The sequence below is a fragment of the Limnofasciculus baicalensis BBK-W-15 genome, assembly GCF_024178385.1.
Lineage (GTDB): Bacteria > Cyanobacteriota > Cyanobacteriia > Cyanobacteriales > Coleofasciculaceae > Limnofasciculus > Limnofasciculus baicalensis.
The window spans coordinates 1-17,816 of record NZ_JAMZMM010000006.1 but is presented as its reverse complement, the minus strand read 5'-3'; the positions used below and the strand labels follow the sequence as shown (position 1 = coordinate 17,816).

At 41.6% G+C, this 17,816-nt stretch carries 13 protein-coding genes; 6 read left to right on the top strand and 7 right to left on the bottom strand.

Annotated elements, in window-relative coordinates:
• Together NJ959_RS01180 and NJ959_RS01175 are read right to left on the bottom strand one after the other, a co-directional pair.
• A partial coding sequence (locus NJ959_RS01180; RefSeq protein ID WP_254009908.1) for a hypothetical protein occupies window positions 1–229 on the bottom strand: 229 nt, incomplete at its 3' end.
• 2 nt (window positions 230–231) lie between these two features.
• Window positions 232–1,224 (bottom strand): hypothetical protein, encoded by a 993-nt coding sequence (locus tag NJ959_RS01175; RefSeq protein ID WP_254009907.1) that lies wholly within the window; start codon window positions 1,222–1,224, stop codon window positions 232–234.
• 227 nt (window positions 1,225–1,451) lie between these two features.
• Between NJ959_RS01175 and NJ959_RS31015 the strand changes: the two genes are divergently transcribed.
• Together NJ959_RS31015 and NJ959_RS31010 are read left to right on the top strand one after the other, a co-directional pair.
• Window positions 1,452–2,153, top strand: coding sequence for an ATP-binding protein (locus tag NJ959_RS31015; protein WP_507237477.1), 702 nt, complete (start codon window positions 1,452–1,454; stop codon window positions 2,151–2,153).
• Entirely contained in the window at window positions 2,072–2,875 is an 804-nt protein-coding gene (locus NJ959_RS31010) for a hypothetical protein (protein WP_507237476.1), read from the top strand. Before NJ959_RS31015 ends, NJ959_RS31010 begins: the two co-directional genes overlap by 82 nt.
• A 33-nt stretch (window positions 2,876–2,908) precedes the next feature.
• Here NJ959_RS31010 and NJ959_RS01165 read toward each other — a convergent pair whose 3' ends face one another.
• From NJ959_RS01165 to recN, 4 genes are all read right to left on the bottom strand, one after another.
• Window positions 2,909–3,607, bottom strand: coding sequence for a hypothetical protein (locus NJ959_RS01165; protein WP_254009906.1), 699 nt, complete (start codon window positions 3,605–3,607; stop codon window positions 2,909–2,911).
• Window positions 3,608–3,668: 61 nt separating this feature from the next.
• Window positions 3,669–6,149, bottom strand: coding sequence for a CHASE2 domain-containing protein (locus tag NJ959_RS01160; RefSeq protein WP_254009905.1), 2,481 nt, complete (start codon window positions 6,147–6,149; stop codon window positions 3,669–3,671).
• Window positions 6,150–6,348: 199 nt separating this feature from the next.
• The gene (locus NJ959_RS01155; protein ID WP_254009904.1) at window positions 6,349–8,964 is read right to left on the bottom strand and encodes a GAF domain-containing protein; all 2,616 of its coding nucleotides are present in this window, start codon (window positions 8,962–8,964) and stop codon (window positions 6,349–6,351) included.
• Window positions 8,965–9,596: 632 nt separating this feature from the next.
• Window positions 9,597–11,417 carry a DNA repair protein RecN gene (recN, locus tag NJ959_RS01150; RefSeq protein ID WP_254009903.1) on the bottom strand — a complete coding sequence of 607 codons (1,821 nt, stop codon included), beginning with the start codon at window positions 11,415–11,417 and terminating at the stop codon, window positions 9,597–9,599.
• A 401-nt stretch (window positions 11,418–11,818) separates the two neighbouring features.
• Between recN and NJ959_RS01145 the strand changes: the two genes are divergently transcribed.
• Window positions 11,819–12,058: an antitoxin gene (locus NJ959_RS01145; RefSeq protein ID WP_254009902.1), complete on the top strand. Its 240-nt coding sequence runs from the start codon at window positions 11,819–11,821 to the stop codon at window positions 12,056–12,058.
• A gap of 9 nt (window positions 12,059–12,067) precedes the next feature.
• Entirely contained in the window at window positions 12,068–12,478 is a 411-nt protein-coding gene (locus NJ959_RS01140) for a type II toxin-antitoxin system VapC family toxin (protein ID WP_254009901.1), read from the top strand.
• A gap of 86 nt (window positions 12,479–12,564) precedes the next feature.
• Here the strand turns inward: NJ959_RS01140 and NJ959_RS01135 are convergent, their stop codons facing one another.
• A complete protein-coding gene (locus tag NJ959_RS01135; protein WP_254009900.1) occupies window positions 12,565–14,187 on the bottom strand; it encodes a WD40 repeat domain-containing protein in 1,623 nt (540 codons plus the stop codon).
• Window positions 14,188–14,469: 282 nt separating this feature from the next.
• Here NJ959_RS01135 and NJ959_RS01130 point away from each other — a divergent pair, with 282 nt between their 5' ends.
• Together NJ959_RS01130 and NJ959_RS01125 are read left to right on the top strand one after the other, a co-directional pair.
• Complete coding sequence (locus tag NJ959_RS01130) at window positions 14,470–16,551, top strand: ABC1 kinase family protein (protein WP_373693582.1); 2,082 nt, start codon at window positions 14,470–14,472, stop codon at window positions 16,549–16,551.
• Window positions 16,552–16,950: 399 nt separating this feature from the next.
• On the top strand, window positions 16,951–17,736 hold the full coding sequence (locus NJ959_RS01125) for a hypothetical protein (protein WP_254009898.1): 786 nt from the start codon (window positions 16,951–16,953) through the stop codon (window positions 17,734–17,736).
• Window positions 17,737–17,816 lie beyond the last annotated feature (80 nt).

Here is a 17,816-nt window from a genome sequence, read left to right as displayed (position 1 = left end):
CCTTTGTTTCTAAGTTAGTTACCTTTGTTTCTAAGTTAGTTACCTTTGTTTCTAAATCACTAACCTGTCCTCCGTCACATCTTGTAATTAAAAATATGACTATAACAAAAGCTAAGGCATAAATTAAGGATTTGCGTATAGGGGTTCTAGTTGCACGTCCATAAGACTTGATAACTCGATAGTCTATGCCATCTTCAAAATCGCTATATTTCGGTTTCTCTTCAGACATATTTAACTCCTTGTTTTTAATAGACGGACGATTAACGGGCGCAACTCATCGTTACTTCTTGCACTGACTGTAAAAACCGAAGAATCATTGTTAGAAAAATCTTCTATCTCATTTTGAGTGCAAGCCTTATTAATGTTTTGAATCATCGGATTGAAAAGATGTTTAGCATACTCTTTGAAATCACTAAAATTGGTTGTTAAATATCCGTCATTAATCAACTTCTCAATTAAGTCTTTTTTGTTAATCACAAAGATAATACTTTTCAAGTTCTGGCTGTGTAAGCTGCTAAAAAGTAATTCTAAGGATACTTGATTGATGTATTGATTGTGTTCTTCAACCCTTTCTTTGATTTTATCTAACATATTTCCGTTCTTAAGCCATTCAAGTAGAGATTCATCATTAAGGGGGTTGCCATGTTCGTCAACTTTTCTAGGGACAAGATCTACAATGAATATAATCGCATTAAGTACGCGACTGCCTTTAGGTCCGAAAAAATCTGCCGAATTGTTAATTATTACCTGGCTCGGTTTTTGCCCTTTGTAATCCGCTACTTCCACCTTAGTATATTCACCCAACTTTACCTCTTTTCTCTGTAGCTGAAGTCGGAAACGATAATAGTTAAAGTCTGGAGTTGATTTTCTCTGTGAATCTGCTGGATTTATCCATGTAAAAGCGGTTTCTAGAAAAGTAGTTTTACCACTCCCATGACGACCAAAAATTAAAATCCTATAAATTGATTTGTCGATGTCTTTGTCTTCGCTGGGGAGTAAGTCCTCGATCCAAACCTCCAATCTTTTTCTGATAGGCTTAAATAACAACGCTCCAACTGGAGTCAATATGAAAAGTATAACAGCTACAGCAGCTTCCTGACTTAAAATTGGAGAAGAAAATATCCACAAAATGAGATAAACTGCACAAATCAAGTAAATAATGAGAATAATCAAGAAAAAAATGGCACGAAAAGCCCTATTATTCATGTTGTTTTCAACCTTCATTACGCGGGGTTTACTCTATCTAAGATAAAAAACTGCAAGGGTTTAATCCCTAAGTTAACTATTTACTACTTCTCCTCTAGTTCTGAGAAATCCGAATTATTTTAATAAAAGAAATGTTCAATTTTGCCGACACTTTCATTCTCCTGAATCTATTTTTGTCCAAAAATGTACTAAAAAGCCGTAAATGTGAGTTATAATACAGAAAATTTTGGTGTCTACCTAAACCGATGAACCTTAAAGAAGTGTTAAAATTCGCTGATGAGATAATATTCGCTAAAACAGGTCAACACCTTGACGACTTACAAAAAGCGGTACTGAGAGGGACTCTACAACGGGAGACATACAAGGAAATAGCTAAGGATTTTGACTGTTCTGAAAGTAGTGTTAGAAATGCGGGTTCCGAATTATGGCGGCTACTTTCAGAAGAGTTAGGTGAAAAAGTTAGAAAATCAAATTTTCACTCCGCAATGGAAAGGTTGCAAGTTTCGATAGTTTCACATTTTGCACAAGACTCTGCGCAAATAGGCTTAGTTAATTATTGTGGAGAAGCCAAACACCCACCAGATACCCCAAACTCACACCCACCAAATCAAGAAACCTCCAACCCAAAACAAACCCCAACCCTACATCAAGATTTAAGCGAAATGCCGGAGTTGGGTAATTTCTACGATTCGCCTAACGGCGATAGCTTCGCTTCACGCACCCCCCAACTCGAAACCCTCACCACCTGGATTTTACAACAACGCTGCCGCCTAATCGCACTTACAGGTATCAGCGGTATCGGCAAAACCACATTAGCAGCGCAACTCGTACAACAAATAAAAGATGAATTTCAATATGTAATTTGGTGCAATCTAGAATCATCGCCCACCCTAACAGAATTTCAAGATCAACTAATCCAGTTTTTCTCTCTCAGTCAGAAAATCTAGATTCACCTACAACTAACCAAAAACCTTTACCCCTAATTAAATATTTACAAAACCATCGCTGTTTAGTCGTATTAGATGATATTCACAACCTTTTCAGTAGCGGTGAATTGGCAGGAAAGTATAAACCTGGATATGAAGAATATCGCTCTTTTTTCAAACAAATAAAAAAATTATCCCATCAAAGTTGCTTTCTGTTAATCGGTTGGGAACAACCCAGAGAAGTAACTCAAGTTAAAAGCCAAAATAATCCCATCCGTACCTTACAACTCACAGGTTTAGATAGCGCTGCCGCAGGGGAAATACTCCGAGATTACGGATTAGCAGAAATTGAGAATTACTCAACACTCATTCACCGCTACCAAGGAAATCCTTTATGGTTAAAAAGCGTGGCGACTCTAATTCTTGAGTTGGGAGGATGCGTGACAGAGTTATTACCATTAGATACTATATTATTGCCAGAAGATTTAAAAGATGTTTTAGATGAACAGTTTAGTCGCCTATCCGAAATAGAAAAAGAAGTTATGTCATTGTTGGCGAAAGAAAGCGAACCAGTCAATCTGGCGAAATTACTAGAAAATGGGATAAGTTTGCCGTCTGATTTACTAAATGCGCTGCAATCTTTATCGCGGCGGTGTTTGATTGAGCAACAGGGAAATTTTTATACTATTTCACCTGTATTAAGACAGTATATCAAAGATTTACAGCGGATTGCAGGCGTATGAGAAGAGGAGAATGGAACCCATCAGTGACGATTTTCAGCGGCGATTTTTTAACTTTCTCATCTCCTCCGAGACATCAGTAGCAATCTGTAAAGCCTCATTGAGTAAACGCCCGTATTCGCTGGCTCGATCCTGTACTTGCAAAGTCTGCAAAGTTGTCAAATTACTTGCCAATAATTCTGGATTACTCACCAAGAAACTCTGATTTTCTCGGAGAATGCGCTCGGCTTTGAGGGCGATGACCAAATCTGATCGAATCAGAGTAAGAGCAGAAATAACATTACCGCGATCGCCGCCTCTGAGTATACCATCATCAGCGTAGTCCGTCGAACTAACTTGCTCCTTTCGAGTTGCTTGGAGTTGATCGTTAATATCGATAGCCTTAATTACAGCATTATATCGATCCACCTCATCCAACAAATAACCGAGAGACTTGCGGCTGCGACGTTGTAACCATAACCAGCGATAAGTAGCGATCGCAATTGGCACTGCAATCAGAGTCATAATAGTAGCCGGAAGAGAAGTACCAAACAAGGGAAGAATCACAAAAATATGGAGCAAGCCAACTATAATTGGCGTTAGCGCCAGACTCAGTAATAATTCTTGAAATAAAAAACTCCATCGCGCTTGGGCATTGTGGAGAAGACTTGGGCGAAAGACTTCACTAGCGTCAACACCACTGAGGTGTCTAATTTCACCTGATAAAATTTCTAAATCCTGCAAATCTGGTGTCACACCCACTCCTCCTTGCTCTAACTCTATGTTATAGCAACCGCCAGGGCGGTTAAGACATTACTTAAGGGCGTAACGACTCCAAATCCTTCATAACTGAGGTAATTGACTGATATCGATCGGGAAAATGGTATCGCACCATATTCTCCAGAATCTTACCAAATTCCTCACTAACATTCGCCAAATTTCGCCAATTCACATCACCTGTTTCTTGAGTAATAGGTAACTGATGGGGAGCAATACCTGTTACAGCTTGAACCCCAATCATCCCCACTGCATAAATATCACTACTAAAACTCGGATGTCCTGCATATTGCTCTGGTGGGGAATAACCGCGAGTCCCCACTGCAACCGTGACATTTTCTTGGTTACTTAGCTCTTGGGGTTGAATCTCTTTAACAGCACCAAAATCAATTAAAACAATTTTGCCATCTTCTTCACGACGAATAATATTACTCGGTTTGATGTCCCGGTGAATAACACTATTCTTGTGAATAAACAGTAGAACCTCTAAAATATCCTTGAGCAATTGTACCACTTCTTTCTCTGGCAATCGCTGATCTACGGGAATTTCGTCGCTGATGGAATCGCCTTTAACATATTCTTCAACTAAATAGAATTCTCGCTCTTCTTCAAAATAAGCCAATAGTAAAGGAATCTGAGGATGAGTTCCTAACTTTTCTAATATTTCCGCTTCCGTCTTAAATAGTCTTCTGGCAATAGCGAGGAATTTTTCATCTTGACGGGCGGGTTTTAACTGTTTAATCACACATTTGGGTTTACCTGGTCTTTGAATATCTTCGGCTAAATAGGTAACACCAAATCCACCGGAACCCAAAATCCGATTAATTTTATAACGCCCGCCGAGGATGCTAGAATTTTTTGCTTTGGAGACTGAAGTAGTAACGGGTTGGACAACTGTTTCGGTATCCCAAACAGCGGTTGACTCGGGATCGGGTGCGATCGCGGTTTCGTCGTTGTCTTCTGTTAGAGTTTCTTCAAGGAGCGATGAGTTTGCTGGCGTTGTCTGTAACTCATTTCTTGTCTGTAACTCATTTCTTGTCTGTAACTCATTTCTTGTCTGTAACTCATTTCTTGTCTGTAAATCATTGCTTGTCTGCAACTCACTCGTTGTCTGTTTTAATAGAGCTTGCAGGGCAATAATATTATTATCCCGTTCTGAGACTAGGCGAGCAAACTCGGAACGTTCTTGTTGAGTTTGGTAGGCTGTGTAAGCGAGGACACCAGTACCTCCCAGAATCAACCCCAAACTAGGTACGGCTACAGGAACCCATCCTGAGCCTAAAAATAAGGCGAAGGAGGTTCCCGCCAAAAGACTAAGTGCAATGGTTTCCAATACCACGAGTTGTCCGGGATGGCGCACCACCCGTACCAGGATACCACCAGTCAGAGACCAAACCCAAATCCAGACAATTTCTCCCCATTCCGGCCAAAACCAAAATAAGCGTCGTCCATCAATAACAGTACTCAGAATTTGACTAACAATGTGACCATGGATAACAACACCGGGCATTCTCTGGATTTGCTGCCCTTTTGTGCTATAGGGGGTATAAAAGGTATCTTTTTCACTGGGGGCACTCACCCCGATTAATACAACACGGTTTTTGACTAACTTAGGATCGATCCGATTATTGAGAACATCACTTATTGTCACACTATCTGCCAGCTTGTCAGATGTTCGGTAATTCAATAAAACTTGATAGCCCCCAGCATCCGCTTGTTGGTAACCTCCCGAATTAGGTAAAAGAGGTTTAAATATAGATTTACCTAGCTTTAGTTGCTGCTCCTTACCCTTGCCAACCGTTTCTGGCTCAATCCCCTTGGTTTTCAGGTAGCGCCATGCAAGCTGAAAGGCGAAGGAAAACTGGGTGGTGCAACCTGATGGGGCAGGAAATTGGTGAAATAATAATGCCCGACGAATAATCCCACCTTGATCAAAGGCTAAATCAGCAAAACCAATCTGAGCTTTCGGTACTCCTGGCGGTGGTAGTGTACCTGAATTCTTGGTGACGCTAATTTGACAAATGGGGATAATGCGATCGTTTTTTTTGAACTGACTCAATAACTCAGCGTTCCCAGCTCCGATTGGGACATCCCGCAAGATATCCAAGCCAATCGCTGCTGGTTTATGCTGTTCTAAGTTCTGGAGGGTACGAGCAATTAAACCATCATTGATTGGGTATCCCAGAGAGCGAATATCGGCTTCGGTTACCTCCACCACCAATAGCCGTGGGTCTGGCGGTAATGCTGGTCGCAGTTGTACCATGCGATCGTAGGCATTTAGTTCCAACGGCTCTAATATTTTTATTTGCCGTCCCAATACCAGTAATCCCGTCACCGCAAGACTGGTTACCAACGCCTTCCGCTGCACTACCCAGCCACCAATCCCTTTGAGTTGGTACAAAACCTGAGAGAGTTTGCCAAATCCGCGACTTACTGGAGAAGTCGTAGATTTGATAGGTTCCCCCAGGGGCGATTGCTCGTCACTTGAGGTTTCGGTCAACTCCTGTTTTGTTGATTTCACAAGTTAACTACTGACAACTTACAACTGAATTGACTCTAAACTAACAAAAATCTCTACACTCTCTCGAAAACTTTAAAATTGCCCCAAGGTATATCCGGTAACAAGGGTGAAGTGGAAAGGATGAAGTCTGAAGTACAAAGGATGAAGTCTGAAAAAACTTGTATTTCAGCTTCACCCTTCACCCTTCATCCTTCATCCGCTACTTTTCAGTCATTGTAAATACCCCATCCCAGTCATCAGGAGGCGGGCTATTGACAAAGTGCTGACTTCGCTCCATTTGCAACTTAGCGGATTTATCATTGGGATCGAGTTCCTCTACAATAGTAGCAAACTCGTTCCAAGCTTTACGAAACTGTCGATCTAAATATAACTCCCGACCTTTATGGTAAAGCTCAATAATTTTCTCCCTTTCGGCGGTAATTGGATCGGAACGAAGCCCAACGACTTCGTAGATTCTCACAGGATCGTTCTTACCTTTTACCCGAATGCAGTCTAGTTCTCTATACCAGATTAGCTTTTCGCAAGGTTTAAAGGTATATTGGCTAATGATAATGTCACAGCCATATTGCTTGCTGGCACTTTCCAAGCGAGAACCTAAGTTGACACCATCACCAATGGCGGTAAACTCCATCCGTTTGCTAGAGCCAATGTTACCGCTAATAACACTGTCGGAGTTAATCCCCATCCCAATATTGATTTGATCCTTGTTCTCCTTGCAACGTTTTTCGTTAAACGCTGCTAATCGGTGGCGCATTTCCACTGCTGTTTGCACGGCTCTCCAGGCGTGATCTGGCAGGGGTAAGGGGGAACCAAATACTGCCATAATTGCATCGCCGATGTATTTGTCGAGAGTACCTTTATATTTAAAGATCGCCTCAACCATCGACTCAAAATATTCATTGAGCATACTCACCACCTCTTCTGCCTGAAGTTTTTCAGTTAAGCTGGTGTAGCTGCGAATATCGGAGAAGAGAACAGACACATCTTTGCGATCGCCTCCCATCTTCGCTTCGCCGCCTTTGAGCAACTCTTCTGCTACTTCTTGAGTCATGTAGCGATACATGGTTGTCTTGAGGCGTTTCTCATCGCTGATATCGTCCATCACCACCAATGCACCGTAGACATTGCTAGCATCTGACGCATCAGCGATGGAGTTGATCGAAAGGTGAATGCTATGTTGTTCCTCTTTGCTGGGGGGTACTAAGGTTTGATCGGGGTAGTACTGATTGCGGGCTTTGTCGTCTTGGGCGGCTAAAGCATCCGCGAACCATTTTTTAAAGTCCCCATCTTTAATTTTGATCAAATCGGGGACAGACATACCTTCGATATTGTCTTCCTTACTGAAACCTAGTAATTGCTTGGCACTATCATTAGCGGCAATCACCTTACCAGATTTATCAGTTGAGATCACCCCATTAGTCAAACTGCGGAGGATATCCCGCTGCATCTGCTCTTGCTGTTTGACGGTAGCAAAGAGTTTGGCATTTTGCAGGGCGACACCTGCTTGGATATTAAACGCCTCCATAAAAGCGATATCGCTTTGATCGAAACTCGACTTCCAACATTCTGGTGCTTCTTGTCCATCTGCTGGATTGTAAGGTGGAAATTCACCTCTCTTTTTCTTGTTTACCAATTGAGTGACACCGATTAACTCTTTATCGGCGTTAAACACAGGCATACAAAGTAAGCTACAGGTGCGATAACCTGTTTGGGGATCGGTGTTTTTCGCATTTTCCGCGTCTGGATGATCGTAAAGATCGAAGGGAACATTAAGAACTTTACCAGTCACCCCAACTTTACCCACAAAGCCAACGCCTAGGGGGACGCGCATTTCCTTCATTGAGCCATTGGCTTGGGGGATTTTCGTCCAGAGATCCTTGCGATCGCGATCGATCAACCATAAGGTAGATCTGTCCGCGTTCATCAACTCTTGGGCTTCTTCCATCACCCGCTTGAGGGTTTCTTCTAAATCTAAACTTGCTTTACTTAGGGATTCCGTCGCCTTGATTAGGGCGTTGGCTGCCCGCTGCTGCTGAGTTGCCAGGTAAAATGACTTGGACGATTCCAAAATCAGGCGAATCGAAGGAGCAAATTCCTCAAATAGTCTTTGATCTGTAGCATTAAACCCCTCTCGATCGATTTTTTCTTCAAGAGGGGCGTTGGGATCGCGATCGCTTTTTAACTTGTTGAGTAATTGGACTACCGCGACTAATTTCTTCTCCTCGTCTTGCTCGTTCACGAGGGGCATGGTTAGCATTGTATAAGTCCGGTATCCGGTTTTCTTATAGAGTTTTTTAGAACCCTCGGATCGCGGATCGTCAAAGAAATCATAAGGAATGTTAACAACTTTCTTTAAAGTTGCTACCTCTCCGGCAATACCCTGATCCGCTGGAATCCGCAATTCTATGGTTTTGCCGTTCCCTCCCTCTGCTACGATCGAAAATAATTCATTTTTGTCTTCATCCAGTAAGAAAATAGTCGTTCTGTCTGCGGCAAGTAGTTCGGCTGTCTTCAAGGTGATGGCATTTAACATCTCCTGAAGAATTGTCTCAAACCCCTGGCTGGTAAGCAGCATGGATAGGGTTTGGTGAACTACTTCAAGTTTCTTCTCGACACCCGTAACGACTTCTCGGAAAGTCTCCTTCGTCAGGGGAGCAAGAAATGTCGTAAATGTTCCTGTGGTAGTGGCTAATGCACCAGAGGCAGATGCTTGTGCTTCTTCACGCACAATTCCGTCTGACGCTTGAGCAGAAATATCAATGGTGGTAGTACCATTGCGATCCAAAGCCGACGGTTTTGAAAATGCAGTTGTCATATCTCTGTTTGAAACTGTAACTTGATTTCTGTACAGCGCCAGGCAAGTTTGTTGATTTTGAGTAAGTCTGGCTCTGGCGAGCGAGACTTCGATCGGCATATTCTGCCATCGGGGATAAATCAGTTAGGTTTGCTGCGCTAACGCGCGTGCAGGGCTAACGTCAATCTTGAAATGGCTTGTTAGGAAGGCAGTATTATAGCTATAAACCCGTTCACTAATTCCTTAACTACCTAGCCTACGGCACGTTACGCTACGACAGAGCTATAAGCTGGCGTTCACTTATAGGTGTCATCACCAAATCAATGCAGTCAGTTAAGACGCTCGATCGGTACTCCCCGACTTTGTGCAGTTTTCACCAGCCTTGACTAAGCTACTTCTGCATAGGTTTTTCGGAGCGGTGACAGAGCTTTTGTGGTATACGAATAAGACTAATCCATAGCTCTAAGTTTTACCAGTGTCAATTTATTTCTTATGCCTGGTGAGCCAATTCTAGACTATTCTGCTGAAATTTTCGCGTTTGGGGTAGGGAATGGGGAGTGGGGAATGGGTTTGAGAGTTTTGAGTTTTGTTAGCGAAGCGGGACGAAGTCCGTTTTGAGTTGTCAATTAAAAATCTCCCCCATTCTCTACTCCCTACTCCCTACTCCCTACTCCCTTCAATTTAGCTTGGTTGAGGAGTGATTCGGCAAAAGTCATGGCTTCTTCACCTGATTCTCCTCCGGCAAGAAGGGCTATTTCTTCTTGGCGGTGGGATAGCTGGTCTAGGCGGCTGACACGAACTACTGTACGCTCAAGGGAACCTTCACTATCGGTAGGGGGTTCGTCAAAGCCTAAAATGGGTTCGTCGTTGAGGTGGGCGAGGGCGAAAAATGCTGGCTCGATTGCTTGTTTCTCGACACGGAAATGTCGATCTGCCATTGCTGCAATTAAAGGTTGGTGAGTGACACAGAGTACTTGGTGCTGTTGGCTGAGTTGGTGGAGTCGTTCTGCGATCGCACCTGCTACTCTACCAGATACTCCTGCGTCAATTTCATCAAAAATTAAGGTTTTCCGATCGTTGCCAATCCTGGAGAAACAGGCTTTTAAGGCTAGCAAGAAGCGGCTCATCTCCCCTCCTGATGCTGTCGCTGCTAGGGGTTGTAGGGGTTCCCCAGGATTGGGAGAGAAGGCAAATGTGACTCGATCTGCTCCTGTTGCGCTGGGGGTAATCGGTTCGAGTGCTACTTGAAACTGGACTTTTTCCATTGCTAAGGGTTTCAGTTGTGCGATTAATTGTTTTTCTAATTCAATGGCTGCGCCTCGACGTAGTTGGGTTAGGTGAGTACAATGATTTGTTAGGGTTTCTTGGCAAAGTGTGTAAGTTTTTTCTAAGTCTTCTAAAGATTGCCCTTCACCGCTTAATTCTGCTAATTCTGAACATAGTTTTTCGTAATGGGCGATCGCATCTCCTAGGGTTGGTCCGTATTTGCGGCAAATTTGTTTGAGGGCTTGTATTCGCTCTTCTACTTCTTGCAGTCGTGCTGGATCTGTTTCTAAACTATCGCCATAAGTATTAATTTGATGGCTAGCTTCTACTAGCTGAATCCGCGCCCCAATGACTAGATCTAAGATGGATTGTAATTGGACATCATATTGCACCATATCAATTAAGATACTTTCTGCTTGTCCCAATAAGTCTGCCCCAGCATGACTGCCGCTATCATTTTGGTAGAGAGCCTGATAAACTCGATAACTTTGCTGTTGCAAATCGACTACATGGCTTAATCGCTGACTTTCTTGTTCTAGCCCGATCAATTCTTCAGCATCGGCAATGTTCGCGGCAGTAAGTTCATGAATTTGATACTCCAACCAGTCTAGTCTTTGTAATCTTTGTTGTTCTGATTGTCGTCGTTTATCTAAAGATTGGAATGCTTCCTGACATGTTAGGTAAGCAGTAGCACAAATATCTCTTTGCTGTAATATTATAGAGCCGCCATAAAGATCTAACAGTCCCCGTTGGTGAGCTGGACTCATAAGCTGTACTGTTTGACCTTGAGCGGTAATTTCTACTAAGCGATCGCGCAATTGCTCCATTAAGCGGCGGTTGACTACAATACCATTAACTCTGGAGCGCGATCGCAAGTTACTCCGCTCTCCTTTGGTACTGCGAGTGGTATCATTGGTAATTTCTCTACTACAAATTAAATCCGTTTCATCGAGCAAATCTATTTCTTGTTCGCTCAACCAAGCTATCAGGGAAGAGTCTATACGGAAATTAGCTTCTACTAAAGCACGTTTGCTCCCAGTACGAATCAATCGATTAGTAACTTTTCCGCCTAATACAATATCAATGGCATCCAAAATAATAGATTTCCCTGCTCCGGTTTCGCCCGTTAATACATTTAGTCCGGGTGCAAATTCTATTTCTAATTTATCGATCAAGGCAAAGTTTTCAATTCGTAAAGATAATAGCATAGAAAATGGATGGTGGTATTGGGCTGAGTAATTGATAGAAAATTATGTTAAAATATTCAATGTGCTTCTCCAGTAATTAGGTTTTCAATGGTAGCTTAAAAATGGTTTAAGATTCTATTTTAGACAGGTTTATTGTAGAACAGGTGTCCCGCCTGTTAATGATGGGCATCCCGCCTGTTGGGGCTAAGTGTCCTGGGTGTCAATCCCAGGCATCCCGTCTGCTCTACAAGGAAACATTAGACCGCGACTCGGTATGAGCTTTAGTATAGTGGAGAAGGATACAGATTAAATGTTATCGGTACAAGGCACAAATCATTCAGGTTACTTCATATCAATCAGGTGTAATTAGACGTACATTGTTTTAATGTAAATGGCAATTATTTTGATAAGGAGATTAATTTATGCCCAACTCATGTCATGCTTATCTCTTGCGCAATGGACAAGATCAAGTCCTGACAATTCCCTATAAATTTGCCCTACCTGGTACAGAAGTTTTATTAAGAAAAGAAGGTAATCGATTAATTATCGAACCTATTCGTCCCGGATCTCTACTTTCACTACTTACCACTTTGGTAGAAATTACAGACAATTTTCCTGACGTGGATGAAGGGTTACTACCACTTGATGACATTGCGCTTTAAAATTAACCGATGACTTATCAATACCTGCTCGATACCAACATCATTTCCGATTTGGTCAAACAGCCTCAAGGTTTAGTATTTCAGCGCATTGCAACTGTAGGAGAAGACAGGATTTGTACCAGCATTATTGTGGCATGTGAACTCCGATTTGGTGCAGCTAAAAGCCGTTCTTCTCGTCTTTTTCAGCAACTAGAATGTATCCTTGATGTGTTACCTATTTTGTCCCTAGAAACACCTGTAGATCTACACTATGCGGAAATTCGTACCCATTTGGAGCAAGCTGGAACACCTGTTAGCCCAAATGATTTATTAATTGCTGCCCATGCGTTGGCTCTTAACCTAACACTTGTTACGGCAAATGTCCGTGAATTTGAGCGGATACCTGCCCTAAACGTAGAAAACTGGCTGCTTCCGAAGTAATAGGATCTGTTAGACTTAAATGTTAAAAAGCCGTAATTTATCTAGATGTTTTTTATTATAAACTGCCTATTCTTCTCTCCTAAACATCATTTGTCTCCTTTTCTTTGCCATACTTTAATCTGGGCATCCATTAAACTGGGATCGCCTGTAATACCAACTAATGTTTTACTGTCGAGACTAATTGCAATATTACTCAGCAATCCTGTATCGATAGAGGCTTCTAATTTGGCAGTATTAAGATTCCATACTTGAATGGCTTTATTACTACTCCCAATCATTTTATCCTTATTCAATGTCATAGGAATAGCATTAATTGAAGATGCGGTGACACTTCGACTAGCTTTTTCCTTTCCTGTGGTTAAATCCCAGACTTTAGTTTTGCCCCCATGATTATAAGTTTGATATTGAATAACTGCTACCTTTCCATCTGAACTAAGATTAGCAGACAGATTGCTACCAAAACCCTCTTTGAAAGAATTTTGCAGCTTACCTGTAGTGAGATCCCAGACTTCTACCATATTATTATAGTTAACAATAATCGCGGTTTTTCCATCCTCACTAATCTCTACTATTCCTGTGCGAGAGGGTTCATTATCGATAGTGATAAAACCGATGGTAACCTTCTTTTTTAGGGTATCATCTGGCAAGGTAAATTTTAGTTTGCCTGTGGCGAGATCCCATACTTCGATTAGCCCCCAACTACCACTAGCAATAGTTTTGCCATCTTCACTAATAGCGATAGAAGTGACATCATTGTCATGCCCTTTAAAGATTGCTTGCCTTTTACCTGTAGTAATATTCCACACCCGTACCATTCTATCGCCACTGCCACTAACTACAGTTTTGCCATCATGACTAATTGCTAAAGAGAGAACTTTGCCAGAATCACTTTGCAATGTTTTCTGTAATTTTCCTGTTGCTATATCCCAGACTTTGATCGCTTTATCATCACCACCACTAACTAGGGTGCGACTATCGGCGCTGATGGCAATAACAGATGCTGATGGATGATTTGTGATGGTGCGAATAAGGGAGAAGTCACAGTAGGGGGAATGAGTTTGTTCGCTTTGACAAGGGTGAGTTATCTCTTTAGTTTCAACGGATAAAAAGGGTAGGAAACTTATTCTCAAGATTGTGAAAGTTATCGCAACAAACAGTACGATCCCAATCCCTTGCGCTATCTTTCTTAGCCAAGTACTATTTTTGCGATCGCCCTCATTATTCTCCAGCCCAATTTCGCCAAGAATTATCTCCGTTACTTCACGGCGGCTTCTGTCTGCTTCAAACCAGAATCCATACCAAAATGCAGCCAAAATTAGGATAGGTAAACCGATCAAAGGTACCGCTATGATACTGGGCATTCCACCAATAAATACTATTGGTATTGAGCCGCTGTACCATGTCAAATACCAAAACCATAAAAAAGCCATGACAAAGGGATGGAGTCCCATTGTAATATGTATTATTGTCGTGCCATCTGGTTGCTGTTCAAAACTTCCTCGAATTATAGGTAAGAATGAATTACGATAGTTAATGATACGAGTAATTTTAAATTCACCCTCGGATACGGTTCCCTGATAAAGGGCATGGTGGTGAGAGAATCCGAATCTAATTCTGGGTGCTTCAACTTTAGTATTCAGTCTTTGTAGAATCAGAGGTAAGGGATCTCTAGTCTGAATGGTAAAAGAGTCATAAGGTAATAGTTTCATAGAAACCTCACGGGAGAGTGGCAAAAGCCAATATTGGCAGAAAATTAGCCATAATGATTTTGCTTGAGTGGTTAGAGGCTATTTGACTTACCCCTGACTTCTCTTAAATCCTTTGAAGTTTACCTAGTATATAATTACTGAAACGATCTGACGGCAATGCTACAACAATAATCTGAAAGTCAAGAAGAAGCGGACTACTATTATAGCACAAAATAATGGATTGACGAGATTGCTTCTTAATTAATACGATCTATAGTCATTTTGCAGGAAAAAGATATTAAAATAGCAGTGAAAACACCAGTGAAAACAGCAGTGAAAATAGCGATAGTACCAGACTCAAAGGAAGCAATAGCGATCGAGTATGAGGGCAGCGACGCGGTAGCGCCAAATAAACCCCAGATGCCAGAAACTGCCCCTGTCGCAGAAACTGCCCCCATCGCAGATACAGAAGGAATGCGCTACAACCCCGTAGCAATTGCCGAGCAATACCGCAAAGCCCCCCTGACAGTCTTGAGGCGGATATTAAACATCACCTTTCCTGTACTATTATTTGCGATTAATATCTGGTGGGATCGCTTTCGGGGGCGGAATTCATTAAATGAGCGACGGCGAGCAATTCAGTTGCGAACACTATTGACTAATTTGGGACCAGCCTATATTAAAGTAGGACAGGCACTATCCACACGCCCAGATTTAGTTACACCAGTATTTTTAGAAGAATTATCCAGACTCCAAGATCAATTGCCACCATTTTCTAATGAATTAGCCTATCAGTTTATCAAGGAAGAATTAGGCGATAGCCCAGATAAAATATATGCGGAATTAACTCCAGATCCAGTTGCCGCAGCATCCCTGGGACAAGTTTACAAAGGTAAGCTAAAAACCGGGGAAATTGTGGCTGTTAAGGTGCAGCGCCCAGGATTAGATCGACTGATTACCCTGGATCTTTACATTCTTAGAAGTCTAGCTGGCTGGGTGCAAAAGAATGTGAAGCGGGTGCGGAGCAATTTAGTCGCAATTATGGATGAATTTGGTGCCCGCATCTATGAGGAGATGGACTACACTCAGGAAGGAAGAAATGCCGAATTATTTGCTAAACTTTATGGTCATATCCCAGATATTTATGTGCCGCGAATTTATTGGGGATATACGGGAAAGCGCGTCCTAACTATGGAGTGGATAACGGGGACAAAGCTGACTAAAATGGATGAGATTGCAGCTCAAGGACTTGATGTCAGGTACTTGGTTGAAGTTGGGGTACAATGTTCCTTACGGCAATTATTAGAACATGGGTTTTTCCATGCCGATCCTCATCCTGGTAATTTATTAGCTACCCCTGAAGGTAAACTAGCCTATCTTGATTTTGGCATGATGAGCCAAGTTAAGCCTTATCAACGGTATGGTTTAATCGAAGCTGTCGTACATTTAGTCAATCGTGATTTTGTGGGATTGGCTAATGATTATGTCACCCTAGAGTTTCTCACCCCCGAGACAGATTTAACTCCAATTATTCCAGCCCTAGAGAATGTGTTTAAAGACGCATTAGGTGCTAGTGTAGCGGAACTAAATTTTAAGAGTATCACAGATCAGTTATCGGAAGTAATGTATGAATATCCCTTCCGAGTACCTGCTTACTACGCACTGATTATTCGTTCCTTAGTTACATTGGAAGGGATTGCGATTAGTATCGATCCGAACTTTAAGGTACTAAGTAAAGCCTATCCTTATGTAGCCAAACGATTATTAACAGACTCGTCCCCTGAATTGCGAGCATCTCTAAAAGATTTACTCATCAAAGATGGTAGTTTCCGCTGGAATCGGTTAGAAAATCTGTTGAAAAATGCCGCCCAGTCGTCAGATTACGATCTAAATAATGTATTGAATCAAACCCTAGAATTTATCTTCTCAGAGCGAGGTACGCTAATTCGGGAACAGTTGATTCAAGAAATTATTAAAGCCACCGATACTTTTGGCCGTCAGACGTTAGACAGACTCACCTATTCGGTGAAAGTACAGTTGGGTTGGGTTGAGAAAAAGAAGACACCAGAAAAAATTGTCGAACTTCCTCAAAGTGCAGATCATATTAAGCGAATTTGGGAAATTCTCAGTAAGACACCCGGTTTCGATCCCATCCAGCTAATACAGATGATTCCCCAGCTTTTAATCAAGCCAGAAACTCAGGAAATGGGACAAAAAATAGCAGGTGGATTAGCACAAAGATTAATAGCGCGACTGATTCGAGAAGCTTTACTTCAAGATGTCTCTGAGGAAGGAGGATTAATCGGTGATACTCCTGTATCACATCAGCCAAATCCAGCGTCTAAATTAGCGTTGCCTCCGGCTGCTGCTATTATTGGTAAATAAACCTTAAACCAAGAAACCCGGTTTCTCGAAGAAACCGGGTTTCTTAATGCTAATTTTTACGATAATACTGAGATCTTACACCAATATCAATAACTGTAGGGTGGGCATGATATTACATACTGATTATAAAGCTTTAGTAAAGTTGTCAATCTTTTATAAAGTTTGAGTAAAGTTATGGACATTTTATGAAGATTGAGTAAAGTTGTGGACATTCACTGAGATAGGTTGTCTATAATAGAAAAATCAGGTTGCCAGACTAGTGAAACTACCGAATTCCTAAAATACCCTACTCCTCCAATCATTTTATACCAGTCACCAAAGCCGTGAGGAGAAGTTGGTGGTACACGCCTGCAACATCAAAATGAATTGTTCCTTTTCCTCACCGTGGGTTGCTATATCATGAACATTTCTCAAAAAAGAGCGATCAGAAAGTTTTTCCTGATATTTTTCCTATTTACTTGTGCAGGAGGCATATCTCTTTACTACTATTGGCTACAAGCAACTAAACTGCCTGCGTGGTATAGTAGTAAGTCTGGTAATCAACGGAAACAAGTTGAATTAGTCGATCGATCTGATATTATCGCTGCTAAATCCAGATTGCAAGCCAAAATATATGGTAATGTAGCTGAATCTAATAAATCCAGTAATAATTCACCAGAATCAGTATTATCCGTTGCCTCAGATAATTCAGCAAGCGCTAACCCTAAAAACGTAGAAATAGGATTTAGCGATCGCGAATTTAACGATATGATGATAGTTGAACTATCTGAAAGAATGGATAAGAGTCAAGATATTGCCAATTTGCCTCATGTTCATACTACGATCAAAGAGGGTAAGATCGAAACAGGAACAGTTGTTAATCTATCAGAATTACCGACAAATGGCAAGGAAAAAGCTGTTTTAGAAAAAGCACTAACTAAATTACCTTTTGCTAAGGATCGAGATATTTATGTTGGTTTATCAGGAAAACCAACTATAGAAAACGGTAAATTGACATTAGGTAATAATCCAGAAGTCAAAATCGGCAACTTAAGTTTCACTGTTGCCGAATTAGCAAATAAATTAGGTGTTCCTCAAGAAAAACTAGCCCAAAAACTCAATATCGCTGTGGAAATGGGACAATTGAAAGTCAACGATATGGAAGTGAAAGATAATCAAGTTGTATTCAAAGGTTCAGTTAATTAGGTTAAACTCAGATCTTGCACTAGTTGCCAAAACCGCCAGTGGCTATCAGCCACTGTCTAATAGCTTAAGTCCGTTAAAAC

What these genes read in the sequence shown, in the direction of transcription:
- NJ959_RS01135 (WP_254009900.1), bottom strand. Translation starts at nt 14,187, where the DNA reads ATGAAACTATTACCTTATGACTCTTTTACCATTCAGACTAGAGATCCC.
- NJ959_RS01145 (WP_254009902.1), top strand. Translation starts at nt 11,819, where the DNA reads ATGCCCAACTCATGTCATGCTTATCTCTTGCGCAATGGACAAGATCAA.
- recN (WP_254009903.1), bottom strand. Translation starts at nt 11,417, where the DNA reads ATGCTATTATCTTTACGAATTGAAAACTTTGCCTTGATCGATAAATTA.
- NJ959_RS31015 (WP_507237477.1), top strand. Translation starts at nt 1,452, where the DNA reads ATGAACCTTAAAGAAGTGTTAAAATTCGCTGATGAGATAATATTCGCT.
- NJ959_RS01175 (WP_254009907.1), bottom strand. Translation starts at nt 1,224, where the DNA reads ATGAAGGTTGAAAACAACATGAATAATAGGGCTTTTCGTGCCATTTTT.
- NJ959_RS01125 (WP_254009898.1), top strand. Translation starts at nt 16,951, where the DNA reads ATGAACATTTCTCAAAAAAGAGCGATCAGAAAGTTTTTCCTGATATTT.
- NJ959_RS01155 (WP_254009904.1), bottom strand. Translation starts at nt 8,964, where the DNA reads ATGACAACTGCATTTTCAAAACCGTCGGCTTTGGATCGCAATGGTACT.
- NJ959_RS01140 (WP_254009901.1), top strand. Translation starts at nt 12,068, where the DNA reads ATGACTTATCAATACCTGCTCGATACCAACATCATTTCCGATTTGGTC.